The organism is Olsenella porci (assembly GCF_009695875.1).
Lineage (GTDB): Bacteria > Actinomycetota > Coriobacteriia > Coriobacteriales > Atopobiaceae > Olsenella_H > Olsenella_H porci.
On record NZ_VUNC01000002.1, the window covers coordinates 249,566 to 273,203 of the forward strand.

At 66.1% G+C, this 23,638-nt stretch carries 16 protein-coding genes; 8 read left to right on the forward strand and 8 right to left on the reverse strand.

The features are described 5' to 3' along the window. The first annotated feature begins 17 nt into the window (after positions 1 to 17). Both FYJ68_RS03825 and FYJ68_RS03830 read left to right on the forward strand, forming a co-directional pair. A complete protein-coding gene (locus tag FYJ68_RS03825; protein WP_154434126.1) occupies positions 18 to 1,124 on the forward strand; it encodes an RlpA-like double-psi beta-barrel domain-containing protein in 1,107 nt (368 codons plus the stop codon). A gap of 65 nt (positions 1,125 to 1,189) precedes the next feature. Next, positions 1,190 to 2,317 carry a GNAT family N-acetyltransferase gene (locus tag FYJ68_RS03830; RefSeq protein WP_154434128.1) on the forward strand — a complete coding sequence of 376 codons (1,128 nt, stop codon included), beginning with the start codon at positions 1,190 to 1,192 and terminating at the stop codon, positions 2,315 to 2,317. 105 nt (positions 2,318 to 2,422) lie between these two features. Here the strand turns inward: FYJ68_RS03830 and FYJ68_RS03835 are convergent, their stop codons facing one another. The 3 genes from FYJ68_RS03835 to FYJ68_RS03845 all read right to left on the reverse strand — a co-directional run bounded on the left by FYJ68_RS03835 (position 2,423) and on the right by FYJ68_RS03845 (position 5,386). After that, positions 2,423 to 4,198: an ABC1 kinase family protein gene (locus tag FYJ68_RS03835; RefSeq protein ID WP_326832213.1), complete on the reverse strand. Its 1,776-nt coding sequence runs from the start codon at positions 4,196 to 4,198 to the stop codon at positions 2,423 to 2,425. Positions 4,199 to 4,213: 15 nt separating this feature from the next. Beyond that, entirely contained in the window at positions 4,214 to 4,561 is a 348-nt protein-coding gene (locus FYJ68_RS03840; protein WP_154434130.1) for a hypothetical protein, read from the reverse strand. A 138-nt stretch (positions 4,562 to 4,699) separates the two neighbouring features. Beyond that, positions 4,700 to 5,386, reverse strand: a complete 687-nt coding sequence (locus FYJ68_RS03845) for an HAD hydrolase-like protein (protein WP_195837705.1) — start codon at positions 5,384 to 5,386, stop codon at positions 4,700 to 4,702. A 197-nt stretch (positions 5,387 to 5,583) separates the two neighbouring features. On the opposite strand from FYJ68_RS03845, the gene serC reads away from it, so the two are divergent. From serC to FYJ68_RS03870, 5 genes are all read left to right on the forward strand, one after another. Continuing rightward, on the forward strand, positions 5,584 to 6,687 hold the full coding sequence (gene serC / locus FYJ68_RS03850) for a 3-phosphoserine/phosphohydroxythreonine transaminase (protein WP_154434134.1): 1,104 nt from the start codon (positions 5,584 to 5,586) through the stop codon (positions 6,685 to 6,687). Positions 6,688 to 6,752: 65 nt separating this feature from the next. Further along, positions 6,753 to 7,940: a phosphoglycerate dehydrogenase gene (locus FYJ68_RS03855; RefSeq protein WP_154434136.1), complete on the forward strand. Its 1,188-nt coding sequence runs from the start codon at positions 6,753 to 6,755 to the stop codon at positions 7,938 to 7,940. A gap of 103 nt (positions 7,941 to 8,043) precedes the next feature. Beyond that, positions 8,044 to 9,282 carry a DUF1015 domain-containing protein gene (locus FYJ68_RS03860; protein ID WP_154434138.1) on the forward strand — a complete coding sequence of 413 codons (1,239 nt, stop codon included), beginning with the start codon at positions 8,044 to 8,046 and terminating at the stop codon, positions 9,280 to 9,282. Between the two features lie 1,125 nt (positions 9,283 to 10,407). Further along, the gene (locus FYJ68_RS03865) at positions 10,408 to 11,781 is read left to right on the forward strand and encodes a polysaccharide deacetylase family protein (protein ID WP_229771991.1); all 1,374 of its coding nucleotides are present in this window, start codon (positions 10,408 to 10,410) and stop codon (positions 11,779 to 11,781) included. A 144-nt stretch (positions 11,782 to 11,925) separates the two neighbouring features. Beyond that, entirely contained in the window at positions 11,926 to 14,475 is a 2,550-nt protein-coding gene (locus FYJ68_RS03870) for a tetratricopeptide repeat protein (RefSeq protein ID WP_154434140.1), read from the forward strand. Positions 14,476 to 14,579: 104 nt separating this feature from the next. Here the strand turns inward: FYJ68_RS03870 and FYJ68_RS03875 are convergent, their stop codons facing one another. The 3 genes from FYJ68_RS03875 to FYJ68_RS03885 all read right to left on the reverse strand — a co-directional run bounded on the left by FYJ68_RS03875 (position 14,580) and on the right by FYJ68_RS03885 (position 20,112). Further along, positions 14,580 to 18,014 carry a CotH kinase family protein gene (locus tag FYJ68_RS03875; protein WP_154434142.1) on the reverse strand — a complete coding sequence of 1,145 codons (3,435 nt, stop codon included), beginning with the start codon at positions 18,012 to 18,014 and terminating at the stop codon, positions 14,580 to 14,582. A 169-nt stretch (positions 18,015 to 18,183) separates the two neighbouring features. Continuing rightward, complete coding sequence (locus tag FYJ68_RS03880; RefSeq protein ID WP_154434144.1) at positions 18,184 to 18,600, reverse strand: hypothetical protein; 417 nt, start codon at positions 18,598 to 18,600, stop codon at positions 18,184 to 18,186. Between the two features lie 99 nt (positions 18,601 to 18,699). Continuing rightward, entirely contained in the window at positions 18,700 to 20,112 is a 1,413-nt protein-coding gene (locus FYJ68_RS03885; protein ID WP_154434146.1) for a Sapep family Mn(2+)-dependent dipeptidase, read from the reverse strand. Between the two features lie 162 nt (positions 20,113 to 20,274). Here FYJ68_RS03885 and FYJ68_RS03890 point away from each other — a divergent pair, with 162 nt between their 5' ends. After that, positions 20,275 to 20,958: an HAD family hydrolase gene (locus FYJ68_RS03890; RefSeq protein WP_154434148.1), complete on the forward strand. Its 684-nt coding sequence runs from the start codon at positions 20,275 to 20,277 to the stop codon at positions 20,956 to 20,958. Positions 20,959 to 20,990: 32 nt separating this feature from the next. On the opposite strand, the gene FYJ68_RS03895 is transcribed toward FYJ68_RS03890, so the two are convergent. Both FYJ68_RS03895 and FYJ68_RS03900 read right to left on the reverse strand, forming a co-directional pair. Then, a complete protein-coding gene (locus tag FYJ68_RS03895) occupies positions 20,991 to 22,412 on the reverse strand; it encodes a Sapep family Mn(2+)-dependent dipeptidase (protein WP_154434149.1) in 1,422 nt (473 codons plus the stop codon). Positions 22,413 to 22,508: 96 nt separating this feature from the next. Next, positions 22,509 to 23,510 (reverse strand): glycosyltransferase family 2 protein, encoded by a 1,002-nt coding sequence (locus tag FYJ68_RS03900; protein ID WP_154434151.1) that lies wholly within the window; start codon positions 23,508 to 23,510, stop codon positions 22,509 to 22,511. Positions 23,511 to 23,638 lie beyond the last annotated feature (128 nt).

Sequence of the window (23,638 nt, forward strand, 5' to 3'; positions counted from 1 at the left end):
GGAAGGCAAGGAGAGCCATGACAGCGAACAAGGGTGCAAGAAGGGGCATGCGAGCCGCAGGAGCAATCGGAGCGGCGACGGCGCTCGCCCTCTCGCTCTGGTCCGTCCCGGCGACCGCCCACGCGGCAGACCTGGAGAGCCTGCAGAACGCCGCCATCAAGGCAGGCGAGGACTACCAGGCGGCGGTCGACAAGTCGAATGAGCTCCAGGGCAAGATCGACGAGAACGACCAGCGCATCAGCGAGCTCGAGGCCCAGCTCCCCGAGCAGAAGCAGAAGGCGGCGGCGGCGATTCGCAGCCACTACAAGTTCCAGCAGGACCAGGCCAACCTCATCTCGCTGCTGCTCACGTCCGACTCGTTCAGCGAGTTCCTCTCCACCGCACAGTACTTCACCACCATCACCTCCTCAAACCTGGACGAGATCGAGCAGCTCGACAGCATGGAGAAGGAGCTGGAGCAGACCAAGCAGGACCTGGAGTCCGAGAAGGCCGCGGCGGACGCCCAGGTGAGCGTGACCCAGCAGGCCAAGGAGGAGGCGGACCAGACCGCATCCGCCGCCGAGGAGAAGGCCAAGGAGGACCAGGCAGCCAAGCAGGCGGCATACGAGGCCGCCGTGGCGCAGGGCACGCAGGACAGCGACACCAACGCCGCACTCCAGGCTGCCGCGAGCAAGAGCGCCGACACCTCGTCCGACTCGTCGTCCTCCAGCAGCTCTACCTCCACGTCAAGCGGCAACGGCAGCTCCTCGTCGTCAAGCAGCAGCAAGGGTTCGTCCAGCAGCAGCTCGGGGAGCTCGTCCAAGGGGAGTGGCTCGTCCTCCTCGTCAAGCAGCTCGGCGAGCTACAAGTACGTGCAGGCGTCAATGTACGGCGAGGGCGACGGCTTCATGTACGGGACCACCGCCTCGGGCGACACCGTGACCCCCACCTCGATGGGCGTCGCGATGAAGACCATGCCCCTCGGCACGGTCATCGAGATCACCTACAACGGCAGGACCGTGCGCGCGGTGGTGAACGACCGCGGGCCGTATGCGGGAAACAGGCAGATCGACCTGCAGCCCGCCGTCGCGCACGCACTCGGCTTTGACGGCGTGGGCACCGTCGGCTACCGCGTGGTGAGCTAGCGGCACGCACATACCAGGCATCGGCCCGTCGCAGCTGCGGCGGGCCATTTACGTTGGGAGCGACCATGTCACAGGAGACCAGCACGCCCGTCCTCGAGACCACGCGCCTTCGCCTCAGGCCCTGGGGAGAGGAGGACGCGGACGCGCTGTACCGGTTTGCCCGCGACCCCATGGTGTGCGAGGGCGCGGGGTTCCCTCCGCACCAGAGCCCCGAGGACAGCAGGCGCGTCATCCGCGACATCCTCGCCGTCCCCAACAGCTGGGCCATCACTCTACTTGGCTCAAACCCCTACGCAGGCCCGGTCGGCGCCATAGCCCTCAGGGTGGGCAACGCCTCGTCCCTCGGCATCCATGACGACGAGGCGGACCTGGGCTACTGGCTGGGAAGGCCCCTCTGGGGCGAGGGGTACGCCACCGAGGCGTGCCGCGCGGTCCTCTCCTATGGCTTTAGGTCGCTCGGCCTCGCCGCCGTATGGGCCGCCTACTATGAGGGCAACGAGCGAAGCCGGAGGGTGCAGGACAGGCTGGGCCTCTCCCCTCACCACCGCAACGAGGGCGTGACCGACGCCGCGGGGAACGTGAGGGACGAGAACGTCCAGCGCATCACGCGGTCCGAGTGGGAGCAGACCCAGGCGGCCGACCCCCAGAGCCCCGACGAGATCGAGCGCCAGCAGCGCCAGGCGGGAACCCTCGTAGAGGGCATCCGACGCGTCGCGCGAATCAGGTCCGGCGGCCAGACGGGTGCAGACCGCGGTGGCCTCGACGCCGCGCGCGAGCTGGGCACGCCAATCTGCGGATGGTGCCCACCCAACGGGCTCGCCGAGGACTATCCCCAGGCTCCTGGCGTCATGGCGCTCTATCCGGAGCTCCGTCCCAGCCCCTCCGAGGGGTACGTGGAGCGAACCGCCTGGAACGTGCGGGACTCCCACGCGACGCTCATCGTGGCGCCCGCCGGCCTCGAGCCCAAGAGCGGCACGGAGATGACCGAGCGCTTTGCCCGCGCCTACGGGCGACCGTGCCTGGTGGTACGCGGAGCGTCCGAGGCGGGGACGGTGGCAGACTGGCTCGACGGCATCGGGACCGGGCTCACCCTCAACGTCGCCGGCCCGCGCGAGTCCAAGCTGCCAGGCATCTATCGCGAGACGCGCAACACGGTCGACGCGGTGCTCCGGCTCTGCGGCTGGGGAGACTAGCGGGGATCCGGCAGCGCAGGCAAATCGCCCGCAGGCACGCGAATGTTGTACCGGGGGGCCAAGCTCTTCCCGGCCTTGCGCTTATTTGCCGAGGGCTGCGCGACCCTAGCGCCTGCGGTGCCTGGACTCCCTCATGATCTGGTGAACGATCGTGAGCCCCAGGACCAGCGCGATGAGGTAGCCCAAAAAGCCGATGACGGGGATGCCAAACAGGACGGGCTCGATGCGGGCATAGTAGACAACCGACGACCCAATGAAGAGGCCCGCGACGATGATGCCCATGGTCAGGCGGTCTGCCGCGCGCGCCACGTCGCCCATGGGGTCGCGGGTGCCAGGAAGGTCGACTCCCACCCTAAGCTGGCCGCGCGTGAGCATGCTCATGGCGGTGTCCGCCTGCGAGGCGGCCCTGAGAAGCGAGTGCGAGGCGGTGTAGCCCTCGCGCCCGAGCTTGCGCACCTCGCTGCGCGCCATGTCCTTGGGCGTCAGGTGCGCGCGGATGTGGTCGCGCAGGATCTGGACGATCGAGACGCCGGGGAGAAACTCGTCCACCACGCCCTCGAGCGTCACCAGCGAGCGGGCGAGCATGGTGACGGTCCCCGGCAGCTCGATCCCGTTCTTGCGCGCCATGTTGATGAGGGAGTTGAGGAACGCTCCCACGTCCAGGTCGCCCAGGTCGGCCTCGCCAAAGTCGTCGATGATGGAGTCCAGGTCGGCCAGTAGGCTCGCGTGGTCGACCTCTCGCACGTCCGAGACCGAGAAGCGGAGGAGCCCCGCCTCCAACCCAGCGGAATCGTGCCGGGCGACGGCGACCACCATGTCTCGCATCGCCGCACGGTCGTGTGATGACAGCCTGCCCATCAGACCAAGGTCGAGATACACGATCTTCCCGTCACGAATCACCAGGTTGCCCGGGTGCGGGTCGGCATGGAAGAACCCGTCGTCCAGCATCTGCTGGGCGTAGTTGTCCACCAGCTTGGTGCCTATCTCTGCGAGGTCGTATCCCTGGGAGAGAAGCTCGGCGGTGTTACCGATGGGGATGCCCTCCACGTAGTCCATCACCACTACATGACGGGTACACCAGCGTGGGTAGGGCTTGGGGCAGTCGATGAAGGCGCAGCCGGCGTTGTTGCGACGGAACTCCTTCAGACTCCTTGCCTCGACCAGGAAGTCCGTCTCCTCCTTGAACGACTGCCACAGCTCGTCGACCACCGACTGCAGGTCAAGGAACTGCTCGTCCCCCACAAAGCGCTGGGCACGCCGGGCGAGCGACATCATGATGGAGATGTCCTGCGCCATGATCTCCTGCACGTGCGGGCGCTGGACCTTCACCGCAACGGTCTCGCCGGTGATCAGGCGCGCCTTGTGCACCTGGGCGACCGAGGCAGACCCAAGCGGGACGTCGTCGATGGCGTCGAAGATGTCCTCGATGGGGATGGGATACTCCGCGCGCAGGGTATCGAGCACCACGTCGCGGCTCATGGGCTCCACGTCCGCCCTGAGCTTGGTCAGCTCCTGGCAGAAGCTCTCGGGCAGTATCTCTGACCTCATGGAGAGGATCTGCCCCGCCTTCACGAAGGTTGGTCCAAGCTCCTCCAGCAGCTCGCGGAAGTTGACGGGGGTGAGGCCGCGGAACACGTCGTAGTGGCTCGCGATGGAGAGGATCTCGCGCATGCGCGCGATCTTGCTCTTGCGCGAGATGCCGTACTCCCGGTCGTCTCCCGAGTGACGCCCGAAGATGCCGATGGTGTCCTGCCACTCCAGGGAGTCGTCCAACCGGACACCAGCCCAGGGGTCAGGGGAGGGAGCGTCCCCGCTGCCGGTGGATGCCCCCTCCTCCCTCTCGTCGGATGGGTTCCTGTCGATCCCGATTCCCAAGGTCACTGCGCTCCGAGACGGCTACGCCTTGGCGTGCTCGTCGTCCGTCTCGTCGACCTCGACCTCGACGGTCTCGGCGTCCAGGTCGTCAGCGTACTGCTGGGCCTTCTTGACCCATGCGGCACGCTCCTCGGGCGTCATGCCCCTGAGCTTCTCCTTCAGGGCGGCGTCGGAGCTGTCCGCCGCGGCCTCCGAGACCTTGCGGTGGAGCTCCTCGTTGATGGCCTTGCCTTGCTCGACCGTCATCTCGCCCTTCTTGACGAGGTCGTTTACCACGCCCTGGGTCTTCTCGGCGCCCATTGCGACGGCGCCCACGCCCAGCAGGAATGCCTTGCGCGCGCCCTCGGTAAGATCATCGATTGCAGCCATGGTGGAACCCCTTTCGCAGACCGTTGGCAAGCGAGACTTGCCCTTTGGGCTACTGTACCCCACCCCACGCAGCTGGATTCGCACCCGGGCGGCAAAGCCCCCGACCGGTCGCTGCCAGCGGCGAGGTGACCGCAACCCTTACCCCAGGAGGATGCGGCGCAGCTCGTCGACGCTCCCGGCGATGGCGACGGCTCCCGCCTGCTCCAGTTCCGAGCGGGGCGCCGTGTGCCCGTAGGTCACGCCCACGCACGGGACGTCGTTGGCACGGGCCCCGTCCACGTCGAAGTAGCGGTCGCCAACCATGACCGCCTGCGAGGGCTCGGCACCCAGCGCGTCGAGGGCGCGGGCAATGGTCTGCGCCTTCGTCTCTCCCCCGTCGCTCACGCGCCCCACCACCAGGTCGAACGCATCGTCCAGACCGTTGTCGGCAAGACAGTGCCCCACCATCGCCTGGCGCTTGGAACTCGCCGTGGCAACCACGCGCCCAGCGGCACGCAGGTCCCTCGCGAGCTGACCTATGCCCTGGAACGCCGGCCACGCGGCGGGTCCCAGGTTGTCGTAGATGTCGCGGTACCTTCGGGTGACCTCGCGGGCGTCCTCCTCCGAGAGGCCAAACACCATCGAGAACGCCTGCGGGAAGGGAGGCCCCACGAGCTTGGGGGCGTCAACCAGGCGCTCCTCGGGAAGCCCGTAGTCGCGCAGGACTGACCGGGCGGTCCTCACGATGCCGTCGAGGGTGTCGGTCACCGTCCCGTCAAGGTCGAAGAGGACGAACCTCCTCGCACGGATGTCCTTGACTACGGACCCAGTTCCCTCTCCCGACATGCGTCCTCCCCACTCGCCGCGCGCCACGCGTGGCGCCCAATACGCTACTCTCATACGCTATCGCATGGCTACCATACCGCAGCACTTTGAGTCGCAAAGGTTACGGGAGGAGAAACAGCGGATTACCGAGCGGCTGAAAATCCCATCGGAGCGATAGCGTATTAGATTGAAAAATAATACGGATTCAGGAGGGGTTCATGTCCCGCGTCTATAACTTCTCGGCCGGCCCGGCCGCACTCCCCGAGACCGTGCTGAGGGAATGCGCGGCGGAGATGCTCGACTACCGCGGGACGGGCATGTCCGTAATGGAGATGAGCCACCGCTCCGCCCCCTTCAAGAAGATCATCGACGACACCGAGGCAACGCTCCGCCGCCTCATGGGCATCCCCGACAACTATCGGGTGCTGTTCTTCATGGGTGGCGCCACGCTGCAGTTTGCGGCGATTCCCCTCAACCTCATGCGCAACGGGCGCGCCGGCTACGTGGTGAGCGGCAACTGGTCGCAGAAGGCCCAGCGCGAGGCAAAGAAGTACGGAGATGCGGTGGTCATCGCATCGAGCGAGGACACGTCGTTCGACCGCGTGCCCACCTTCCCTGCATCGGTGGACCAGGACCTCGACTACGTGTACGTGTGCCAGAACGAGACCGTCTTTGGCAACATGATGCGCGAGTTCCCCCAGACGGGCGGCGTCCCCCTGGTGGCGGACGTCTCGAGCTGCTTCCTCTCGGCTCCGCTCGACGTGAGCAGGTTTGGCTTGGTCTATGCTGGCGTGCAGAAGAACGCCGGCCCCGCCGGCCTCACCATCGTGATCGTGCGCGACGACCTCATCGCGGACGGCCCCGCCCACGCCGACATCTGCCCCACCTACCTTGACTACCGCGTGGAGGCGGACAAGGGCTCCATGCTCAACACCCCCAACTGCTGGGCCATCTACGTGTGCGGCAAGGTGTTCCATTGGATCGAGGACACGGGCGGGCTCCAGGCGATGGAGGAGAGGAACCGGGCCAAGGTGCGTCCCCTCTACGACTACCTGGACGGCAGCTCGCTCTTCCACGGCACGGTCGTTCCTGCGGACAGGTCCATCGCAAACGTCACCTTCCGAACCCCGTCGCCCGAGCTGGACGCTGAGTTCGTGGAGGGTGCCGCCGAGCGCGGCATCGTCAACGTGAAGGGCCACCGCCTGGTCGGTGGCATGCGCGCCAGCTGCTACAACGCGGTGCCTCCCGAGGCAGTGGACGCTCTCCTCTCCTACATGGCCGACTTCGAGGCGTCACACCCCGTGGCCCCGCGATCTAGGTAGCCGGTCGAGGCCGGCCCCATCACAACCTAGACACTAAGCCACATCACGACACCAGGGAGGTAGCCATGCGCTACGTCAAGGTTCTGGACAACATCTGCAAGACCATCACCCGCGACGGGATCGCCGAGCTTGGCGAGGGATACGAGAAGACCGACGACATCAACAAGGCGGACGCCGTCCTCGTGCGCGCGACCGACATCCACGGCCTGGACCTGGGGCCCAACGTCCGCATCATCGCCCGCTCGGGCGCGGGGTACAACAACATCCCCATCGAGGAGTGCGCACGTCGCGGCGTGGTGGTGTGCAACACCCCCGGAGGCAACTCCAACGCCGTGAAGGAGCTCGTGGTGGGCATGATGCTCGCCAACTCGCGCGGAACGCTGGGCGGCATGGAGTGGGTCCGCGCCAACGCCGGCGACCCGGACATCGTTAAGGGGGCCGAGAGGAACAAGAAGGCCTTCGTCGGACACGAGGCCATCGGCCGCAAGGTCGGCGTGGTGGGCCTGGGCGCCGTGGGCTCCAAGGTCGCGAACGCCCTCATCTACCTGGGCCTTGACGTCTACGGCTACGACCCGTTCCTCTCCGTCGAGCACGCGTGGCAGCTCGACCGCGCGGTCAAGCGCGTGGACAGCATGGAGGAGCTGTGCAAGGGCGCCGACTACCTCACGGTCCACGTGCCCTCCAAGGACGACACGCGCCACATGGTCAACGCCAAGGAGCTCGCCCTCCTCAACGACGGCGCCATGCTCCTCAACTACGCGCGCGCCGACATCGTGGACGAGGCCGACGTCAAGGCCGCCCTTGAGTCGGGCAAGCTCGGCTGCTTTGTCACCGACTTCGCTACGCCCGGCACCACCACGATGCCCCACACCCTCATCACGCCCCACATGGGCGCCTGCACCAACGAGGCGGAGGAGAACTGCGCGACCATGGCAGTGAGCCAGATGAAGGAGTACCTGGAGCGCGGAACCATCCGCAACTCGGTCAACTACCCCAACTGCGACCTGGGCCCCTGCAAGACCGGCGGGCGCTTCGCGGCGCTCCACGCCAACGTCCCCAACATGATCGGCCAGATCTCGACCGCGCTCGCGGACTCCAGCGCCAACATCCAGCGCATGAGCAACGAGGCCATGGGAGAGAACGCCTACACCCTGGTCGACACCGACTCCGCCCTGGACGAGGGCACTCTGGCCCGCCTGCGCTCGATCCCGGGCATCTACCGCATCAGGGTCATCAAGCCCGCCCGAGCCTAGGCGGCCCGCATCACCCTGCCACCCGCGAGGATTGGCTACCATTGGGGACGGCTGCCCACCACGGGCGCCGTCCCCTCTCTTCCTGACGAGCAAAGGAGAGACCATGAGAGCAGAGCCCATGACGTGCTGGCGTCCTGCGCCCGAAAGGGCGGAGGAGTTTGCCTCGCTTCCCTACGACGTGTTCGACCGCGAGGGGGCGCGGGCCTACGTTGCGGCACACCCCCGGAGCTTCCTCGCCATCGACCGCCCCGAGACCTCGTTCCCGCCAGACCACGACATGTACGCGCCGGACGTGTACCAGCGGGCGGCGGACCTCATGCGCGAGCGCGCGACCGACGGCACGCTCGTCCACGACGAGACGCCCTCCTACTACATCTACCGGCTTGAGCAGGACGGTCACGCCCAGACCGGCATCGCGTGCGCCTGCTCCGTGGACGAGTACCTGGACGGCACCATCCGCCGCCACGAGAACACCACCGCCACAAAGGAGGAGGACCGCGTCCGCCACATCCGCGCGACGGGCGCCCAGACCGGCCCCATCTTCCTCACCTACCGCGACAACTACGCCATCGACGTGCTGGTGGGTGCGGCCTCTTCCGCGACCCCGCTGTACGACTTCACCGACGCCGAGGACGTGCGCCAGACCGTGTGGCGCGTCTCTCGCCCCGCCGCCGTCGAGGCCCTGAGGGCGACCTTCTCCACGATTCCCTGCGCCTACATCGCAGACGGGCACCATCGCGCGGCATCGGCCGTCCGTGTGTGCCAGGAGCTGAGGGAGAAGGATGGGGGCAAGGAAGGCGAGAGGCCCTGGGACACCTTCCTCGCGGTACTGTTCCCCGCGAGCCAGCTCCACGTGATGGCCTACAACCGCGTGGTGCTGGACCGCGGCGGCAGGTCGGTTGACGAGCTGGTAGGGGACGTCGAAGCCGCAGGGTTCGAGGTGGGGCCCGCGCAGGACGAGCCCGTCTCCCCCGCCGGGCGGCACGAGTTCGGCATGTTCGTCGGTGGTGCCTGGCATCCGGTTCGCCTGACCGCGGAGCTGCCCGAGGACGGCGACCCCGTCTCCGCGCTGGACGCCTCGATCCTGCAGGAGCGAGTCCTCTCCCCCATCCTGGGAATCGACGACCCCCGAACGTCGGAGCGCATCCGCTTTGTTGGAGGGATCGAGGGCCTCGGGAGGCTCCAGGAGCTGTCGGGAGACGACGGCGTCGCGTTCTCGCTCTTCCCCACGTCGGTGAACGAGCTCATGGCGGTGAGCGACGCAGGGGAGCTGATGCCGCCCAAGTCCACATGGTTCGAGCCCAAGCTGCGCAGCGGCCTCTTCATCCGCAGGCTGAAGTAGGAGTTCGAGAACTAGTTCACGCCGGTAAGGACAGGGGTCGAATGGCAAGAAACTCCCGACGTGAGTGCTCACGCAGGCATTCCTCTGCCATACTTCGCATCTTGATACTTCTCCCGCCCGACCGCATTGCTTCGGAAAGGATAGCGACACCCATGGCACTTCGGGCGGCTATCCCCTTTGGCTAATCCCCAAGAGGGGACACGCACGACGGGACAGGGGATGAGGATGGAGCCGAGCTATATCTCCGCGAATCAGCACATTCGGGAGCGTCCATGCTGTTGGAAGGCATCGGAGGGGTTCCACCTCCTCAGAGCCTGCCTTTCCAACAGCAGCGTTAGCATCATGTATATGACCATTTCCAATAAGTCCGTACCGTGTGTACACACAGGGTGGACTTTTTGGCAGCGTGAGGCCTTTGCATCCTTCCAACAGGGGAAACGCACCGGCTGCACAAACCCGATGCCAGAGACCTCACGCCATGAGTACACGCAGGACACACTTTCTGGCACGGACAAGGCGCCGACGCGGTCTCCCGCCCGCCCCAGAGGGTCCAGAAACGGCAACATGTAACGAAGCACGCCGAAGCCTGATGAAAGCTCGCTCCCCTTCCTAGACTGTAATGACCTTACCTCCGAGTCACCGCACGGGCCCCAGGCCCCCGCGCAAGTGGGCCACCCCGGGAGGGGGCAGCACCAGACGGTTTGCCACGAACCCGGATCGACCGCCCCTCTCCCCTTCCTTGACTTTGGGGCCCATCCCAAGCAGCGGGAGAGCATCGCCACCTTTGCTGCTGAGGGTTAAGCTCGCCCGACAAGCCACCCCTCGCCCGTGGCAACGACGCCATCAGCCCAGATGGACGGCTCCTCTCCCCCGGGGAAGGCAGGCGGCGGTCCCGAGGCGGGAACCCCCGGTCAAAGGCTCACTGGCACCCGTCACTTTTAAGTTAGTTTTGGCGCGATTCGGCGGATGGCATACAAATGCCTTGTCCGCCGCTGCCCCATGGGATATCGTCTGCGCATGCCCAGGAGGCTGCGGACCATGCGCGGCCATGACACGTCACCAATGGCGACAGGTTGGACAGAGATGCAGAAGGGTTATTCCCACGGGGGCACCCAACGGGGCCCCATGAACCATAACGGAGACACCCGAGCGACGCACAGGACCAAGGGGACGCCACGGGGCGGGACTCCGCGCGAGACGGGGCCAAACTCCTCCCATGCGCACGCCACTCACCACGAGGCGCACCAGGGGGCAGAGAGAATCGTCCCCGTTGAACCGAGGGGCAAGGCGCATCGGCCGCGGCGCCACGGCGGCAGGGCAACGGTCATCGCGATAGCCGCCGTCGTCGCGCTCGCGGCGGGCGGAGCGTGGATGTGGCACAACCGCTCGGTGCAGGTCACCCTCGACGGCGAGACGTACCAAACCAAGAACGGCTCCACTCTCGAGCAGATAATCGAACAGAAGGGCCTCTCGCCCAAGGCGGGTAACCTGGTCTCGATCAACGGGAACGTGATCAAGCAGGGCGAGGGCAGCGCCTTCTCCGCAAAGGTCAACGGAAGCGACCTGTCTCAGGATCAGATATCCTCGTACCACGCAAAGTCCGGCGACTCCATCCAGGTCTCGGATGGGGCGGACAAGGTCGAGGACTCCACCACCACCTCGGAGGACGCCGAGCCCAAGCTCACGATGAAGGGCGACTACGGCGCCGTAGCCTACGTGTCGCAGTGGGGAAAGATGGGCAAGAAGAACGTGACCACGGGCAAGGTCTCGGGAGAGACGAAGGAGACCGTGACCCAGGAGCCCCAGGACGTTGTGATCACCCTGCACAACGTGAAGCCCGACAACGGGAAGAAGCTCGTGGCGCTGACCTTTGACGACGGTCCCAGCACCTACACCGAGCAGTACCTCAAGATCCTAGCCCAGTACAACGCCAAGGCGACCTTCTTCAACCTGGGCAGCCAGATCCGCGAGTACCCCAAGCTGTCGAAGGCGATCGTGGACGCGGGGTGCCAGGTCGCGAGCCACACCGACAAGCACCAGGAGCTCCCGGCCCTCGACGCAGAGAGCCTGCAGCAGGAGTTCACCAACACCTTCAAGTCGATCAAGGATGCCGACGGGGTCGACACGACCATCTTCCGCCCGCCCTACGGCGAGTTCAAGGAGAGCACCTGGCTCAAGTCCGGTGGCCTGGTATCCGCCTCGATCATCTGGAACCTGGACTCCGAGGACTGGCGCAGGCCGGGCGTGGACGCGATCGTCTCCAACTGCACCACCGGTGTGACCTCGGGCGACATCATCCTCATGCACGACGGCGGCGGCAACCGCGACCAGGACGTGGAGGCCCTCCCCAAGATCCTGCAGACCCTCACCGACCAGGGCTACACCTTCGTCACCATGAACGAGCTCCTGGCGTCTGACAGCTCCATCCCCAGCGACATCGCCAGCGGCAACGCCACGATGCCGGAGGGCAGCGTCTGGCCCACCCAGATGGAGGAGTAGCCACAGGCGACATGGCAGTGAGGCAGCCCGCCCCCAGACGAAAGCCCGGGGGCGGGCTTGTCTCGCCCGATGCTCGCTGGATGCTGGGTATAAGCACCTAGAACGAGAGATGCTGGCGCCAGCCATGGCGCAGATTGGGTTTTCATGGGTTCTGAGCACGACGACGAAAGGGCCCCGCACAAGAGGGCCATAGGCCTTGCGGCAAAGGTTGCCGCGGCATGTGGAATAGCGGGTGTGGCGGCGTTTGCCGCGCTTGGCGTGGAGGCGGTCACGGTCGCGCTGGCGGTCGCCTGCGGTGCTGCCGGGTGCGTTGCGGCGACCGGTCGCCACAATCGCGCGAGGGATGGGGAGAAGGACAGCACCGCGGTCCCACCCCGTCCCGATGGGTTCGCGAACAACGCATCGGCTACGGCTGGCAACGATGCCACGCGGGTGGTGTCCCCCAAGCACGAGGCCACGCCCCTCTCCCCCGCCGACGCGAAGGACGACGAGGCACCCGCGGAGGAGCGGGACGACGCCACAAGCACTGACGTCACTCCCTCCGCGCTCGACTTCGACGCGCTGATGACCAAGCTCGTCTCGACCGCGGACCCCGTCGCCGAGCTTCGGCTGTTCGCGGGAGACGTGCGTGCGCGCGAGCGCGCCGCCACCCCCACGGAAGACACGGGGAAGACGGACGAGGCCGCCAAGGACGGCCAATCCATGCCGTCGGGTGCTGAGCTCTACGCCGCCCGCGTGCTTGAGGAGGCGGCCCTGTTCTCCAACGACGTGGACCTCCCCTCCATGCGGTGCGTGCGCCTGAGCACCTCCGGGCTGCCCTACCTCAGGGTGACCCAGCGCGAGCTACCCTACCTCGCCCGCCTGAGGGTCCTCAAGCTCGAGGCGGCACTCACCGCCATCCAGTTCGTGGCAAGCTACTTAGACGACGACCTCCCCACGGTCACGGTCGAGGACTGCTACAAGCTCAACCAGGAGGTCGCGGCGTCCATCTGCGCGCAGCTCCCACCCATCGCGCAGGTATCTCCCACGCAGGACGGTGACGAGCCCGACGGCGAGTGGGCGGTTCGCCGCGCGATCTCGACCGCGCTCGAGACGGTGCAGCTCCCCTACCGGCTCGCCGCCAAGTGGCGCGCCAACGTCTCGTATGGCAACGTCGCCTTCGAGGTCGCGCTGACGCCCGAGGCCGTGTGGCCCTCGTCCATGTTCGTCCCCGGCGTCGGCCTGGTGACGAGCTCGCGCGAGATGCGCCGCAAGGCAGCCTCCGCATATGCGCTCAGGGTCGCCCTGCTTCTGGCCTCCGTCGCATTCAGGAGCTCGGAGAAGATCCGTCACGTCTGGGTCGCGGGGACGATCGACACGGCGACCAGGCACCGCTGCTACCTCTCGGTCGACTTCGACCGCGGCAGGTTCGAGCGCCTCGACCTCTCCAACACGCGCGACCTCGCGAGCATCTACCGCTCATTCGTGCCCCAGATGCGCCTTGAGGAGGGCATCCTCCGCCCCGTTGCCCAGGGCTTCTCGCTCTCGGAGCCCCGCTTCTGTCCCCCAGACCGATACGTCCCCGTGTCGCTCTCGTCCAAGCGCCTTCCCGCAGCTCAGGCAAAGGCCCTGGGCACCGAGCGAGTGTACGGACTCTCCATCGAGGAGGCCGAGAAGCGCGCGCTCGTTGCGGCGGACATCATGAGCAGGTTCGCCCCCAAGGACGACGCGGAGGCCACGCAGAAGAACGTGCGGACCATCCTGAGCGTCGCGGGGGATGACCCCGACCCGACCGTGCGCGGGGCGGCCGAGAGGTGCGTCGCCAAGCTGGTCTCGGGCGAGATCGAGGACGCCGAGCAGGTCGGCGAGGAGTTCGTGGTGGGAGACGCGCTGGACCGCGCCGCACAGGCTGCACGCACGGCCCTCCAGAGGAACGACTACGCCGAGGGCGCGCGCATCACACGCGAGGCGCTCTCGCCCATCGACGCCCGTGGGGACTACCGCGACACGCCCACCGTGGTGTGGCGCTACTTTGGCAGCTACGTAGACCGCGCCATGTACAACCGCCTGCTGGAGCCCACGGGTGCCTCGACTATGCTCGTCCCCGACGCCTACTACGAATGCAACATCGCGCTCGCCATGTGCCTGCTCGCGAGCGGCCAGGGCGACGAGGCACTCCATGTCGCCCGCCGGCTCTGCGAGCTCGCGCCCCTCGACCGCAACGCACGTCTCCTCCTCGTCCGCTGCCTTGAGGGCGCCTCGAAGAGGCCCGAGGCCGAGGACCAGCTCAGGGAGATGCTCGACCTGGCCCACGACCCCGAGACCCTGGGGATCGCCTACTACCGCATGGGCTACTTCATGTGGCAGGACGGCGACGTCACGGCCGCACAGGCGTGCTACGCGCTCGCGATGAACTACCTCCCCAACGCCATCCCAGTCATTGCCATGGAGCTCATCGCCCTCTCCGCACAGGGAAATGGCACCCTGCGCGAGGAGATGACGGCGGAGGAGATACAGACGGTCCTCGAGTCGTACCAGATCCCCATGGCTCCCACGGAGCGGGTGTCGTCGGTCTTCTACGACTGCGTCCGGGCCTCGCTGGATGCGGAGGTCTTCCCCGTCGCGCGCAACTTCGTGCACGTCCTCGCGTCGTTTGCCCCCAACGACATCCTCATGGGCATCATCCGGTCCATGGAGGGAGAGCCTGACGAGTAGGGCCCGACGCCGGCGCAAGGAGAGAAGGGCTACTAACGCCGCCCCCGCCCGCATCCCCGGGCAGGGGCGGCGCCCTTTCACCCAACGCGGTGATGTGGGCCCTCCTACACTGCCACTCTCGCCTCCTTGAAGCCATAGGTGCAGTAGTGGCGGTAGTACTCGGCCGTCCTGCTACCGAATGCGGCGACCACGTCGGGGTTGTTGGCCTTGTACGTGGCGAGGTCGAACATCCTGCTCGAGGCCCTGCCCTCCGCCATGCCGTGCTCGACGAAGTGCCTGAGGGTGAGCTCGGGGTCGCCGTGGAACGCCGCCGCGACGTCGGGGTTCATCTGCAGGTAGTAGTCGTAGTCGTACACCAGGCCATAGTCAAAGCCGGCGTATGTGAAGGTGCGGTTGGTGGAATTGAAGTCGCCGAGGTGCGAGACGTTCGTCCCAAACCAGGCGTTGCGGGCCGAGAGCCAGTGAGCCAGGTAGTCCACGTTCTGTCCCCAGGTGTGGAACGGCGTGACCTCGTTGCGCATGACCGAGATGCCCCACATGACCTTGTCCATGGCCTGGGAGTCGCTCACCTGGCTACGGTAGTACGCCAGGGAGTGGAGATGCCCGGCGTCGCCCACGGCATCCTCGCTGTTGGAGAGAAGCACGTTGCCCACGAGCTTGGACAGCTCGTTCCGATAGATCGCCTTCGCACGACGCTGGACCGAGGGGATGCCTATCACCCACCTGCCGGTTGGAATCACGATGTCCTCGTACCGGCTGAAGTCGGAGTTGGGCCAGTCGGTGCGGACGCCCATGGAGCCGTCGAAGTCCCACACCGGCTGCGCCATGAAAGTCTTGCTGCCAGAGTCCAGGTACAGGTAGGTCGAGGTGTTGAAGGCATCGATGTTCTTGCAGAACTCGCTCAGCAGCCAGGTCTTGCTCAGGCTGTCGAGGTCCATAGAGTAGGAACCACTGAGGTTGAAGCGGTTCGCCCGCGCGTTCCGCAGAGCCTCCTCGTACGCCTCGCTGATGCGGCGGATGGCATCCTTCGAGGCGACCTCGGGGCTCTTCACCACGACCACGCGGTCGGAGTTCTGGAACCAGCAGGTCTCCCCCTTGTACCAGGCGTTATCGATCTCTAGGAGATACCCGCCCGAGATGTCGTCCGGGTCCTTCACGCCCTCCACGTACTGGTAGGTGTAGCCGTACTTGTTGGTAGCCGTGCGGGTGGGGAGGGAACCCAGGTCCACGTCGGGATTTGCCTCCTCGATGCGATCCTCCAGGCTGTCGATGTCCACGCGACCGGGCTTGATCTCGACCTTCTCGGTCAGGAGGTACGACCCGCGATACTCCCCGTCGTAATAGAGGTCCACGGGACGGCACTCCACGCCCACCATGCCAAGCTCCAGGGCCAGGTTGTAGGCGATGGTGCTGTGGAGCTGACTTGCGTCGTTGGCGTTGGCGAGGAGAATCCACTTCTTCTGGGCGTTGTCCTTCTCGCCCGTCTGGAGGAGGTCGGCCTTCTTGTTCAGGCTGATCTGGTAGGGCTTCTTCTTGCCGCCCCAAGTGGAGTTGCCGCGGCCCTTCACGGTCGAGAACTTGCCCTTGTCAGGATTGTCCTTGGAGTAGACGACCGTTCCGTCGTCCGCGATGGCGACGACCTCCACGTTTGCCTTGGTGTTGTGATGCGGGTCTGCCTCCACGAAGGCGCGCCCCTTGTCGTCCGGGTCCTCACTGTTGAGGAAGATCGTCTCCACGCCGCTCGAGCGCATCACCACGACCTGGAACACCGAGTCGTACCCCTCCCGCGCAAGCGAGAGCGTGACACTCTTGGACGACGGGTCAACGCCGCAGAGCGTTGCGAGGTCGATCGCGGACCCATCGAGGGCGACGAAGTCACCGTTGCCACGAACGAGGGCGTTCACGGGGCTCCCGTCCTGCAGCAAGGCTCCAAGCGTCACGTTAGAGAGAGACGCGTACGAGGGGAGAAAGACGTAGAGCCTTCCGTTGGCAGCGAAGGAGCGGACGGTCTGAGGCTGCTTCCCCTTCTGCGTGGCGAAGGTGGCGGTAAGGTTGGGGGCCAGCACCGCGTTGGCGTCTGCCAGGTAGGTCTGATCGTTCCAGCTGCCGCTGCCACCCTGGAGCAGCCAACCGCTCCCCGACAGGGTGAGAGAGGTCCCGTCGCCCAGGGCATGCAGGCCGGGGATGGCGGCATGGGCCGTCTCGTCGATGAGGTAGCTGTGGCGCGCGCCGCCGTCGTAGGCGGAGGTCGTCACCCTGCCGGGCCCCTCCAGCCTTCCGTCGTTGTTCGCAAGGTACACGAAGCCGGTGCCGCGATCCACGTACTTTCCGCGGACCACGCTGCCGTCCGAGGTTGCGCGCGCGTACCAGCCGGAGCCCTCCGAGGGGTCAACGAGCCTCGAGCGCGCGATGGTCGCGTCCTGCCCGAGCCAGTACCGCTGAAGGGAGCCCCAGGCGGAGGTCACGATCCACCTGCCCTGGCTCAAGCGGACGGTCGCATGGTTAGACCCGTACCAGGCAATTCCCTCGTCGCTCCACCCGACCTTGACGAGGTTGCCGCGCTCCGCGGCCGAAGTCGTGAAGTTGTGCGACCCGGACGCCGCGTTGGGGTTGTACTGACGGAACACCGCCGTGCCCGAGCTGCCATCGGAGTACCAGCCGATGCCCTCGTACTTCCACCCCGCGTTGCGGAGCATGTCCCGCTCCGCGGCGTTGGTGGTGTAGTGGTGGTCGCCGGCATTGGGGTTGTACATGCGGTAGACGGGCGTCCCCGACGTCACGGGAGCGACCCAGCCCACGCCCTCGTAGCGCCATCCGCACCCCGCGAGGTAGAGCATCTCGCTCAGCGAGGAGGTGTAGAAGTGCTCCCCGCTGTTTGGGTTGTACAGGCGATAGAGGTTCTGGTACCTGGAGACATCGGACTTTTCGGACTGGACTGTCTGCGCCTTCTCGCCGGAGGCATCGGGCTGCGTGGCCGATGTCTCCGACGGAACGGAGGCCACGGCGCCCCCACCGAGGTTCGTCTCACCCTCATCCGTGTTGGTGGTGCCCGCCGACTCGTCGGCACCCTGCTCCGTTGAGGTGGTGGCATCCGAGGTGGGGTCTCCCTCGGCGCCGTCGGGGACGCTCGGGGCGTTGGGAGTCACGCCCTTCTCGCCTGCCTGCACGTCAGGCGCCTCTGTCCCCTGGTTCGTTATCCCCTCGTCCTCAGTGGTGTCGGGGAGAAGAGCGTCGCTCTCGTTGGAAGCAGGGCCCGAGGCGGCACCAGAGTTCACCCCGTCCGCCCCCTCCGAAGCGCTGGGCACACCGGTAGAGGGTGCTTGGGATTCCGTGACCGACGCCGAGGAATCGGCTCCCCCGTCGTTTGCGACAACGAGGCTGGACTCCGCCGCAACAGCTTCCTCGGTCGAGGCGACCGAGTCACTCACGATCAGCGGCCGCTCCTGTGCCCACGAGACAACGGGAGCGGCGGAGAGCGAGAGCGCGAAGGCTAGGCCAGCACCTGCGGCGGCAGCCGCGCGACTACTACGAAGTTTCATGAGGGGCACCTCCGTGGGACGCATTCAGATGTAATGAACAAACTTAACTCAGCCCAAAGCTGCAGGTGCATGAATTTCCAGGCACGGCACAACGCAATCCGCGGACGGTCAGGGACCGTCCGCGGAGCTTGCATCTCGACTCGTCGCCGGGATTATCGAGCAAGGGACATCAGCACACCATCATCGCGATGGCAAGCACGACCATGTTGACGACCGCGGTAATGGCAACGACCTTCATCACGAACTTGATCCAGGTGGGGTACTCGATCCTCGCCAGTGCGAGGCCGCCCATGATGGCACCGTTGCAGGGGGTGAAGTAGTTCACGACACCGCTCGCCGCCGAGAAGACGTTGATCATGACGGCGGGGTTGAAGCCGAGTGACATGGACAGCGGCCCCATGATGGACATGGAGATCGTGGACATGCTCGACGTGCCGGGGATGAGGATCGAGAGTACGAAGTAGAGCAGGTAGCTTCCGACGGCAAACACAGGGGCGCTCGTGCCCCGGAGAACACGCCCGAGGCACGCCCTGGCGGGTGGCAAGTTTTGAAAAGTGATTGTCATCCAATTGCATTTTCGTCTCATTCTATGGAACACGTGCTAATCGCATGGCAAGAGGAGGGGAGCCGGGCGCCACCGCGAACGGTCGGCTGCCCGGCTCCCCCTGCCTCTCTCCCCCGCCTACTAGAGGCTGAGCCTCATCAGACGGGCGATGCTCACGATATAGATCTCGAGCGCGCGCTTGAACTGCGCCTCCTCAAAGCCCTCGTCAGCGCTGTGCTCCGCGCCCACCCAGTCGGGCATCGGGAAGTGCGGGTCGTTGGGGCCAAACGCACCGCCGGCCTTGAAGTGGCGGGCATAGGTGCCACCGCCGATGGTGTAGGGCTTGTCGTTGCGACCCGTGTACTCGTTGTAGGTCCTCACCAGCGTCTGGATGGTCTCGGCGTTGGGGTCCGTGTAGAACGGGACCATGTCCAGGTCAACGTGGAGCGTGCAGTGGTGCGCGTCGCACAGCTCCTGCACCCTCTGGGTGATCGTCTGGGACGTGATCGACTTGGGGTAGCGGGCGTCGATCGTCTGCTCAAAGCGGCCGTCCTTGGTACGGATGGTCCCGCCGATGCAGGTAAGCGGGTCAAACAGATCGTCCGTCGCCGCAATGCCCAGCGTCGAGCCGTCCGTGGAGCCAAAGACATGCCTCTCAAGCACGAGGAAGTCGCGCTCGCCCTCCCCGCACAGGTCGTGCTCCAACAGGTAGTCGACCAGAAGGCCGATGGCGTTGATGGAGCCCTCGGGCGTGGAGGCGTGTGCACCAATGCCGTGCGCGGTCAGGCGCACACGGCCATCTCCCTCGTCTGCGACGTCGATGCGGTTGGTGCTCTCCAGGTCGGACGCGTCCGCACGCACGATGGCATAGGCCTCGCCGGCGACCGCGTTGCCCACGGTGCCTCCGTCAAACTCCACGATGCGGTCGCTGACCCTGTCGCTGGTGATGGTCGCAGAGTAGCCGCCCTTCTCGCCGCAGATCAGCGGGAAGTCCGCGTCGGGCGAGAACAGGAACTCGGGCTGCTCGTAGTGCTCCAGGTACCACTCCACGTCGCGCATGTCCGTCTCCTCGTTGTTGCCGAGGATGCAGCGGATCGTGTAGGGAAGCCTCTTGCCGGTGCGGGCGACCTCGTCGGCAAAGAACTTGGCGGCATACAGCGAGAGGACCGTGGGGCCCTTGTCGTCGAGCACGCCGCGACCGATCATGTAGCCGTCCTTGCGCGTCACCTTGAAGGGGTCGAAGTGCCAGCCGGTCCCCTCGGGCACGATGTCCGTGTGACCGATCGTGGCGATCTGCTTGGGGGACTCACCGGGGACGTCCGCGTACCCAATGTGACCCTCACAGTTATGCGCGTCCAGGCCAAGCCTCGCCGCGATCTTGACCGCGGCATCGAGTGCACGGTAGGGCTCCGGGCCATAGGGCATGCCGGGCTGGGCTGCACCCATGTCCTCGACGGACCTGATGGCAACCAGCGTGCTGATGTCGTCGACCACGTCCTCCCACACCGACTCCACGTACTCGTGCACGCGCGCCTTGAGCTCCTCGTCTGCCATGAAACGCTCCCTTCGCATAGATGGGGTAGTTTATTGAAACGGACACAGGTTAACACGCCAGAAACAAATGGCGCTCCCCCTTCCGCCGACAGGTAGCACAGAGGCAGCGGATGGCGTCCCTCTCGCCTACCATGGAGGGTACACGTCGAAGGGAGCAAGCGCATGGCACAGGCACCGGACGGGCTATGGCCCCCCAGGTTTGGGGCCGCGGTGTTTGACTTTGACGGCACGCTGAGCGACACCTCGGCGCTGTGGAAGCAGGTCGACCGCATATTCCTCGCGCAGCGCGGGCTGACCCCCGACGCCGAGTACTCGCGCGCCATGAGCACGCTCGGCTTTGCCGCGGGGGCCGAGTACACGGTCCGCAGGTACGGCCTGGACGAGAGGCCCGAGGACATCTGCCTTGAGTGGAACCGCATGGGCCGCGCGCTCTACGAGACCCAGGCCACGCTCAGGCCGGGGGCGGAGGCCTACCTGCGAGCGCTGCGGGACCGGGGGATCCCGATTGGGCTCGCCACGACCAACGACCCCGACGTGCTCCGCTCCATGCGCTCAATCCACGTGGACCGACTCTTTGACGTGGTGGTGACAAACCGCGAGTGCCCGGTCCCCAAGGATCGGCCGGACATCTACCTCACCTGCGCCGACCGCCTGGGGCACCAGCCGGGCTCGTGCATCGTGTTCGAGGACATCGTCCCCGGCATCCGCTCCGCGCGCGGGGCGGGCTTCCTCACCTGCGCGGTCCGCACGGGGGACGGCATCCAGCACGAGGCCCAGATCCGGCGCGAGGCGGACCTGTGGCTGGAGGACTGGCGCGATATCGCAGTGGGTGACGGGGAGGGGTGAGCGCCCCCTCTCCCCGTCACGGCCCACGGCCCCTACGCCAGGTCGAGCCTCATCAGGCGCGCGATGCTCACGATGTAGATCTTGAGCGCACGCCTGAGCGACTCCTCGCTCACCGCCTCGTCGGGCCCGTGCTCCATCCCCACCCAGGAGGGGACATCCTCCGCGGGCTCGTGGGGCCCAAAGGCGCAGGCGTTGCGGAACTTGCGCGCGTAGGTGCCTCCGCCAATCACCAGGGGCTCCGTCTTGCGACCCGAGTACTCCTCGTATGTTGAGAGGAGCGTGCTGATCTCGGGTGAGGCGGGATCCTCGTAGAAGGGCACCTTGTCCTGGATGACCTCGAACGACGCCCCGTGGTCGGCGGCGACGGAGGAGAGGCGCGCGGCAATCCCCTCGCCCGTCGTCGCGTCGGGGTAACGACAGTCGATGGTCTGCTCCAGGAAGCCGTCCGAGTCACTAACCGTCCCGCCGATGGCGGTGAGGGCGCCAAAGCGCTCGTTGGAGCAGGCGATCCCCAGTGCGTCGCCGTCGTGGCCGCTCGCGCACACCAGCCGCTCGAGCTCGAGGAACTCTCGCTCCCCCTCGTCGCAGATCCCGTTCTGCAGCAGGTAGGTGGCAAGCATGCCGATGGCGTTGACCGTCCCCTCGGGGAGGGACGCGTGGCCTCCCTTGCCGTGTGCGGTCAGCTTGGCAAGACCCCCGCCCATTGCCTCCACGTCGATCCCCTCGGAGGCGGGCAGGGTGCTCGCATCGGTGCGGACCGTCGCCGTAGCAAGGCCGGGGATGGCGTTCACGACCGTGCCACCCTCCAGCGAGACGATGCGCCCGTCCGTCCCGTGCTCGCGGCGGAACCTTCCGTGGAACACGCCCTTCTCGCCACAGATCAGCGGGAAGTCCGCATCGGGGCTGAAGCAGAAGAGGGGCTGCTCGTAGTGAGAGAGGTACCAGGTCACGTCGCCCATGGTCGTCTCCTCGTCGTTGCCGACGAGGACCCGCAACGTGTAGGGGAGCCTCTTCCCCGTCCTCTGGACCCGGCGGGCGAAGAAGTGAGCAGCATAGAGCGAGAGGACGAACGGACCCTTGTCGTCCAGGACGCCGCGCCCCATCAGGAAGCCCTCGCGGCGCGTCACGTCAAAGGGGTCGACGGTCCAGCCAAGCCCCTCGGGAACCACATCCGTGTGCGCGATGGTCGCGATCTGGCCCGCAGACTCTCCAACAAGGTCCGCGTAGCCCAGGTAACCCTCGCAGTCATGGGCATCGAGGCCGAGCCTTGAGGCGATGGAGAGCCCCAGAGCGAGAGCCTCGTGGCTCTTTGGCCCCCAGGGCATCCCCGGGGCAGCATGGGAGAGGTCCTCCACGGACCGGATGCGGACCAGGGACCTGATGTCCGCAACCACGTCCTCCCACACCTCATCGACATAGTCGTCGACCTCGCGCTTGAGCTCCTCGTCACCCATGTAAGTACCTCCAAAGCACCAGTAGGGATAATTTGCGTTCGGTGGTGGGACGCCCCTCGTCAAAGCTCGCCCGCCACGCCAAGGGCCACTCTTGCCCTAACGAATCTTCTTGACGTCCTCAACGTTGGAGTCCTCGACGATAAAGTGCGGGCGGTGCTTGGTCTCGAGGAAGATGCGCGAGACGTACTGGCCGATGATGCCCAGGCAGAACAGTTCCAGCCCTCCGATGAAGATGATGATGCAGGCAAGCGAGGCCCATCCCGCGACGGGGTCTCCCCAGACCAGGCGCCTCACCACGAGCACGATGAGGACGATGACTGCCAGAAAGGTCATTACGATGCCAAACCAAGAGACGGCGCTCAGGGGCGCCTGCGAGAAGTTGATGATGCCGTCCAACGCATAGCGGAGCAGCTTCCAGAAGCTCCACTTCGTCTCCCCTGCCACGCGCTCGACGTTCTCGTATGCCAGCCAGTAGGTGCGGAAGCCCACCCACCCGAAGATTCCCTTCGAGAACCGGTTGTACTCGCCCATGGCCACGATCGCGTCGACCATGTCGCGTGTCATCAGTCGGAAGTCGCGCGCCCCGTCCACGATGTCCGCGTCCGAGATCCTATTGACGATGCGATAGAACAGGCGCGCGCAGAAGCTACGAACCGGAGGCTCGCCCTCGCGGTTCTCGCGACGGGTAGCGACGCTGTCGTACTCCCCCCCTTGTATGATTCGCAGCATCTTGGGGAGAAGCGACGGCGGATCCTGCAGGTCGGCGTCCATCACAACGACGTAGTCCCCGTGAACGTTGCAGAAGCCCGCGTACATCGCCGCCTCCTTCCCGAAGTTCCTGGAGAAGGAGAGGTACCTCACGTGACGGTCCCTCCCAGAGAGCTCCTTGGCCAGCCTGAGCGTCCCATCCCTGGAGCCGTCGTCCACGAGCACGATCTCGTACCTCACGGGCATCTCCGAGAGCACCTTTGTTGCCTCGGCGTAGAAGTACGGGAGGGCCTTCTCCTCGTTGAAGCAGGGGACGATGACGCTCAGGAGCCCCTTCTGTCGCTCGCCACCCAACCGGGTATGGTCGTCCGTCTGCGTTCTCCCGCCCATCTCAATCCAATCAGTTGGGGAAGCATCGCGAAGATACCTTCCCAAACGCCAATCCAGCCTGACGGCGACCGCATGCCCTTGCCAAGGGAGATGCGATCCGCCTCGCCTCGCCGCCCATCCATAGGGGC

Bases quoted from the DNA above. Each gene is read 5' to 3' on its own strand.
- FYJ68_RS03840 (WP_154434130.1), bottom strand. From the start codon at position 4,561: ATGGCTGCAATCGATGATCTTACCGAGGGCGCGCGCAAGGCATTCCTG.
- FYJ68_RS03900 (WP_154434151.1), bottom strand. From the start codon at position 23,510: ATGGGCGGGAGAACGCAGACGGACGACCATACCCGGTTGGGTGGCGAG.
- FYJ68_RS03855 (WP_154434136.1), top strand. From the start codon at position 6,753: ATGCGCTACGTCAAGGTTCTGGACAACATCTGCAAGACCATCACCCGC.
- FYJ68_RS03890 (WP_154434148.1), top strand. From the start codon at position 20,275: ATGGCACAGGCACCGGACGGGCTATGGCCCCCCAGGTTTGGGGCCGCG.
- FYJ68_RS03885 (WP_154434146.1), bottom strand. From the start codon at position 20,112: ATGGCAGACGAGGAGCTCAAGGCGCGCGTGCACGAGTACGTGGAGTCG.
- FYJ68_RS03870 (WP_154434140.1), top strand. From the start codon at position 11,926: ATGGGTTCTGAGCACGACGACGAAAGGGCCCCGCACAAGAGGGCCATA.
- serC (WP_154434134.1), top strand. From the start codon at position 5,584: ATGTCCCGCGTCTATAACTTCTCGGCCGGCCCGGCCGCACTCCCCGAG.
- FYJ68_RS03880 (WP_154434144.1), bottom strand. From the start codon at position 18,600: ATGAGACGAAAATGCAATTGGATGACAATCACTTTTCAAAACTTGCCA.
- FYJ68_RS03830 (WP_154434128.1), top strand. From the start codon at position 1,190: ATGTCACAGGAGACCAGCACGCCCGTCCTCGAGACCACGCGCCTTCGC.
- FYJ68_RS03895 (WP_154434149.1), bottom strand. From the start codon at position 22,412: ATGGGTGACGAGGAGCTCAAGCGCGAGGTCGACGACTATGTCGATGAG.
- FYJ68_RS03825 (WP_154434126.1), top strand. From the start codon at position 18: ATGACAGCGAACAAGGGTGCAAGAAGGGGCATGCGAGCCGCAGGAGCA.
- FYJ68_RS03845 (WP_195837705.1), bottom strand. From the start codon at position 5,386: ATGTCGGGAGAGGGAACTGGGTCCGTAGTCAAGGACATCCGTGCGAGG.
- FYJ68_RS03860 (WP_154434138.1), top strand. From the start codon at position 8,044: ATGAGAGCAGAGCCCATGACGTGCTGGCGTCCTGCGCCCGAAAGGGCG.
- FYJ68_RS03865 (WP_229771991.1), top strand. From the start codon at position 10,408: ATGAACCATAACGGAGACACCCGAGCGACGCACAGGACCAAGGGGACG.
- FYJ68_RS03875 (WP_154434142.1), bottom strand. From the start codon at position 18,014: ATGAAACTTCGTAGTAGTCGCGCGGCTGCCGCCGCAGGTGCTGGCCTA.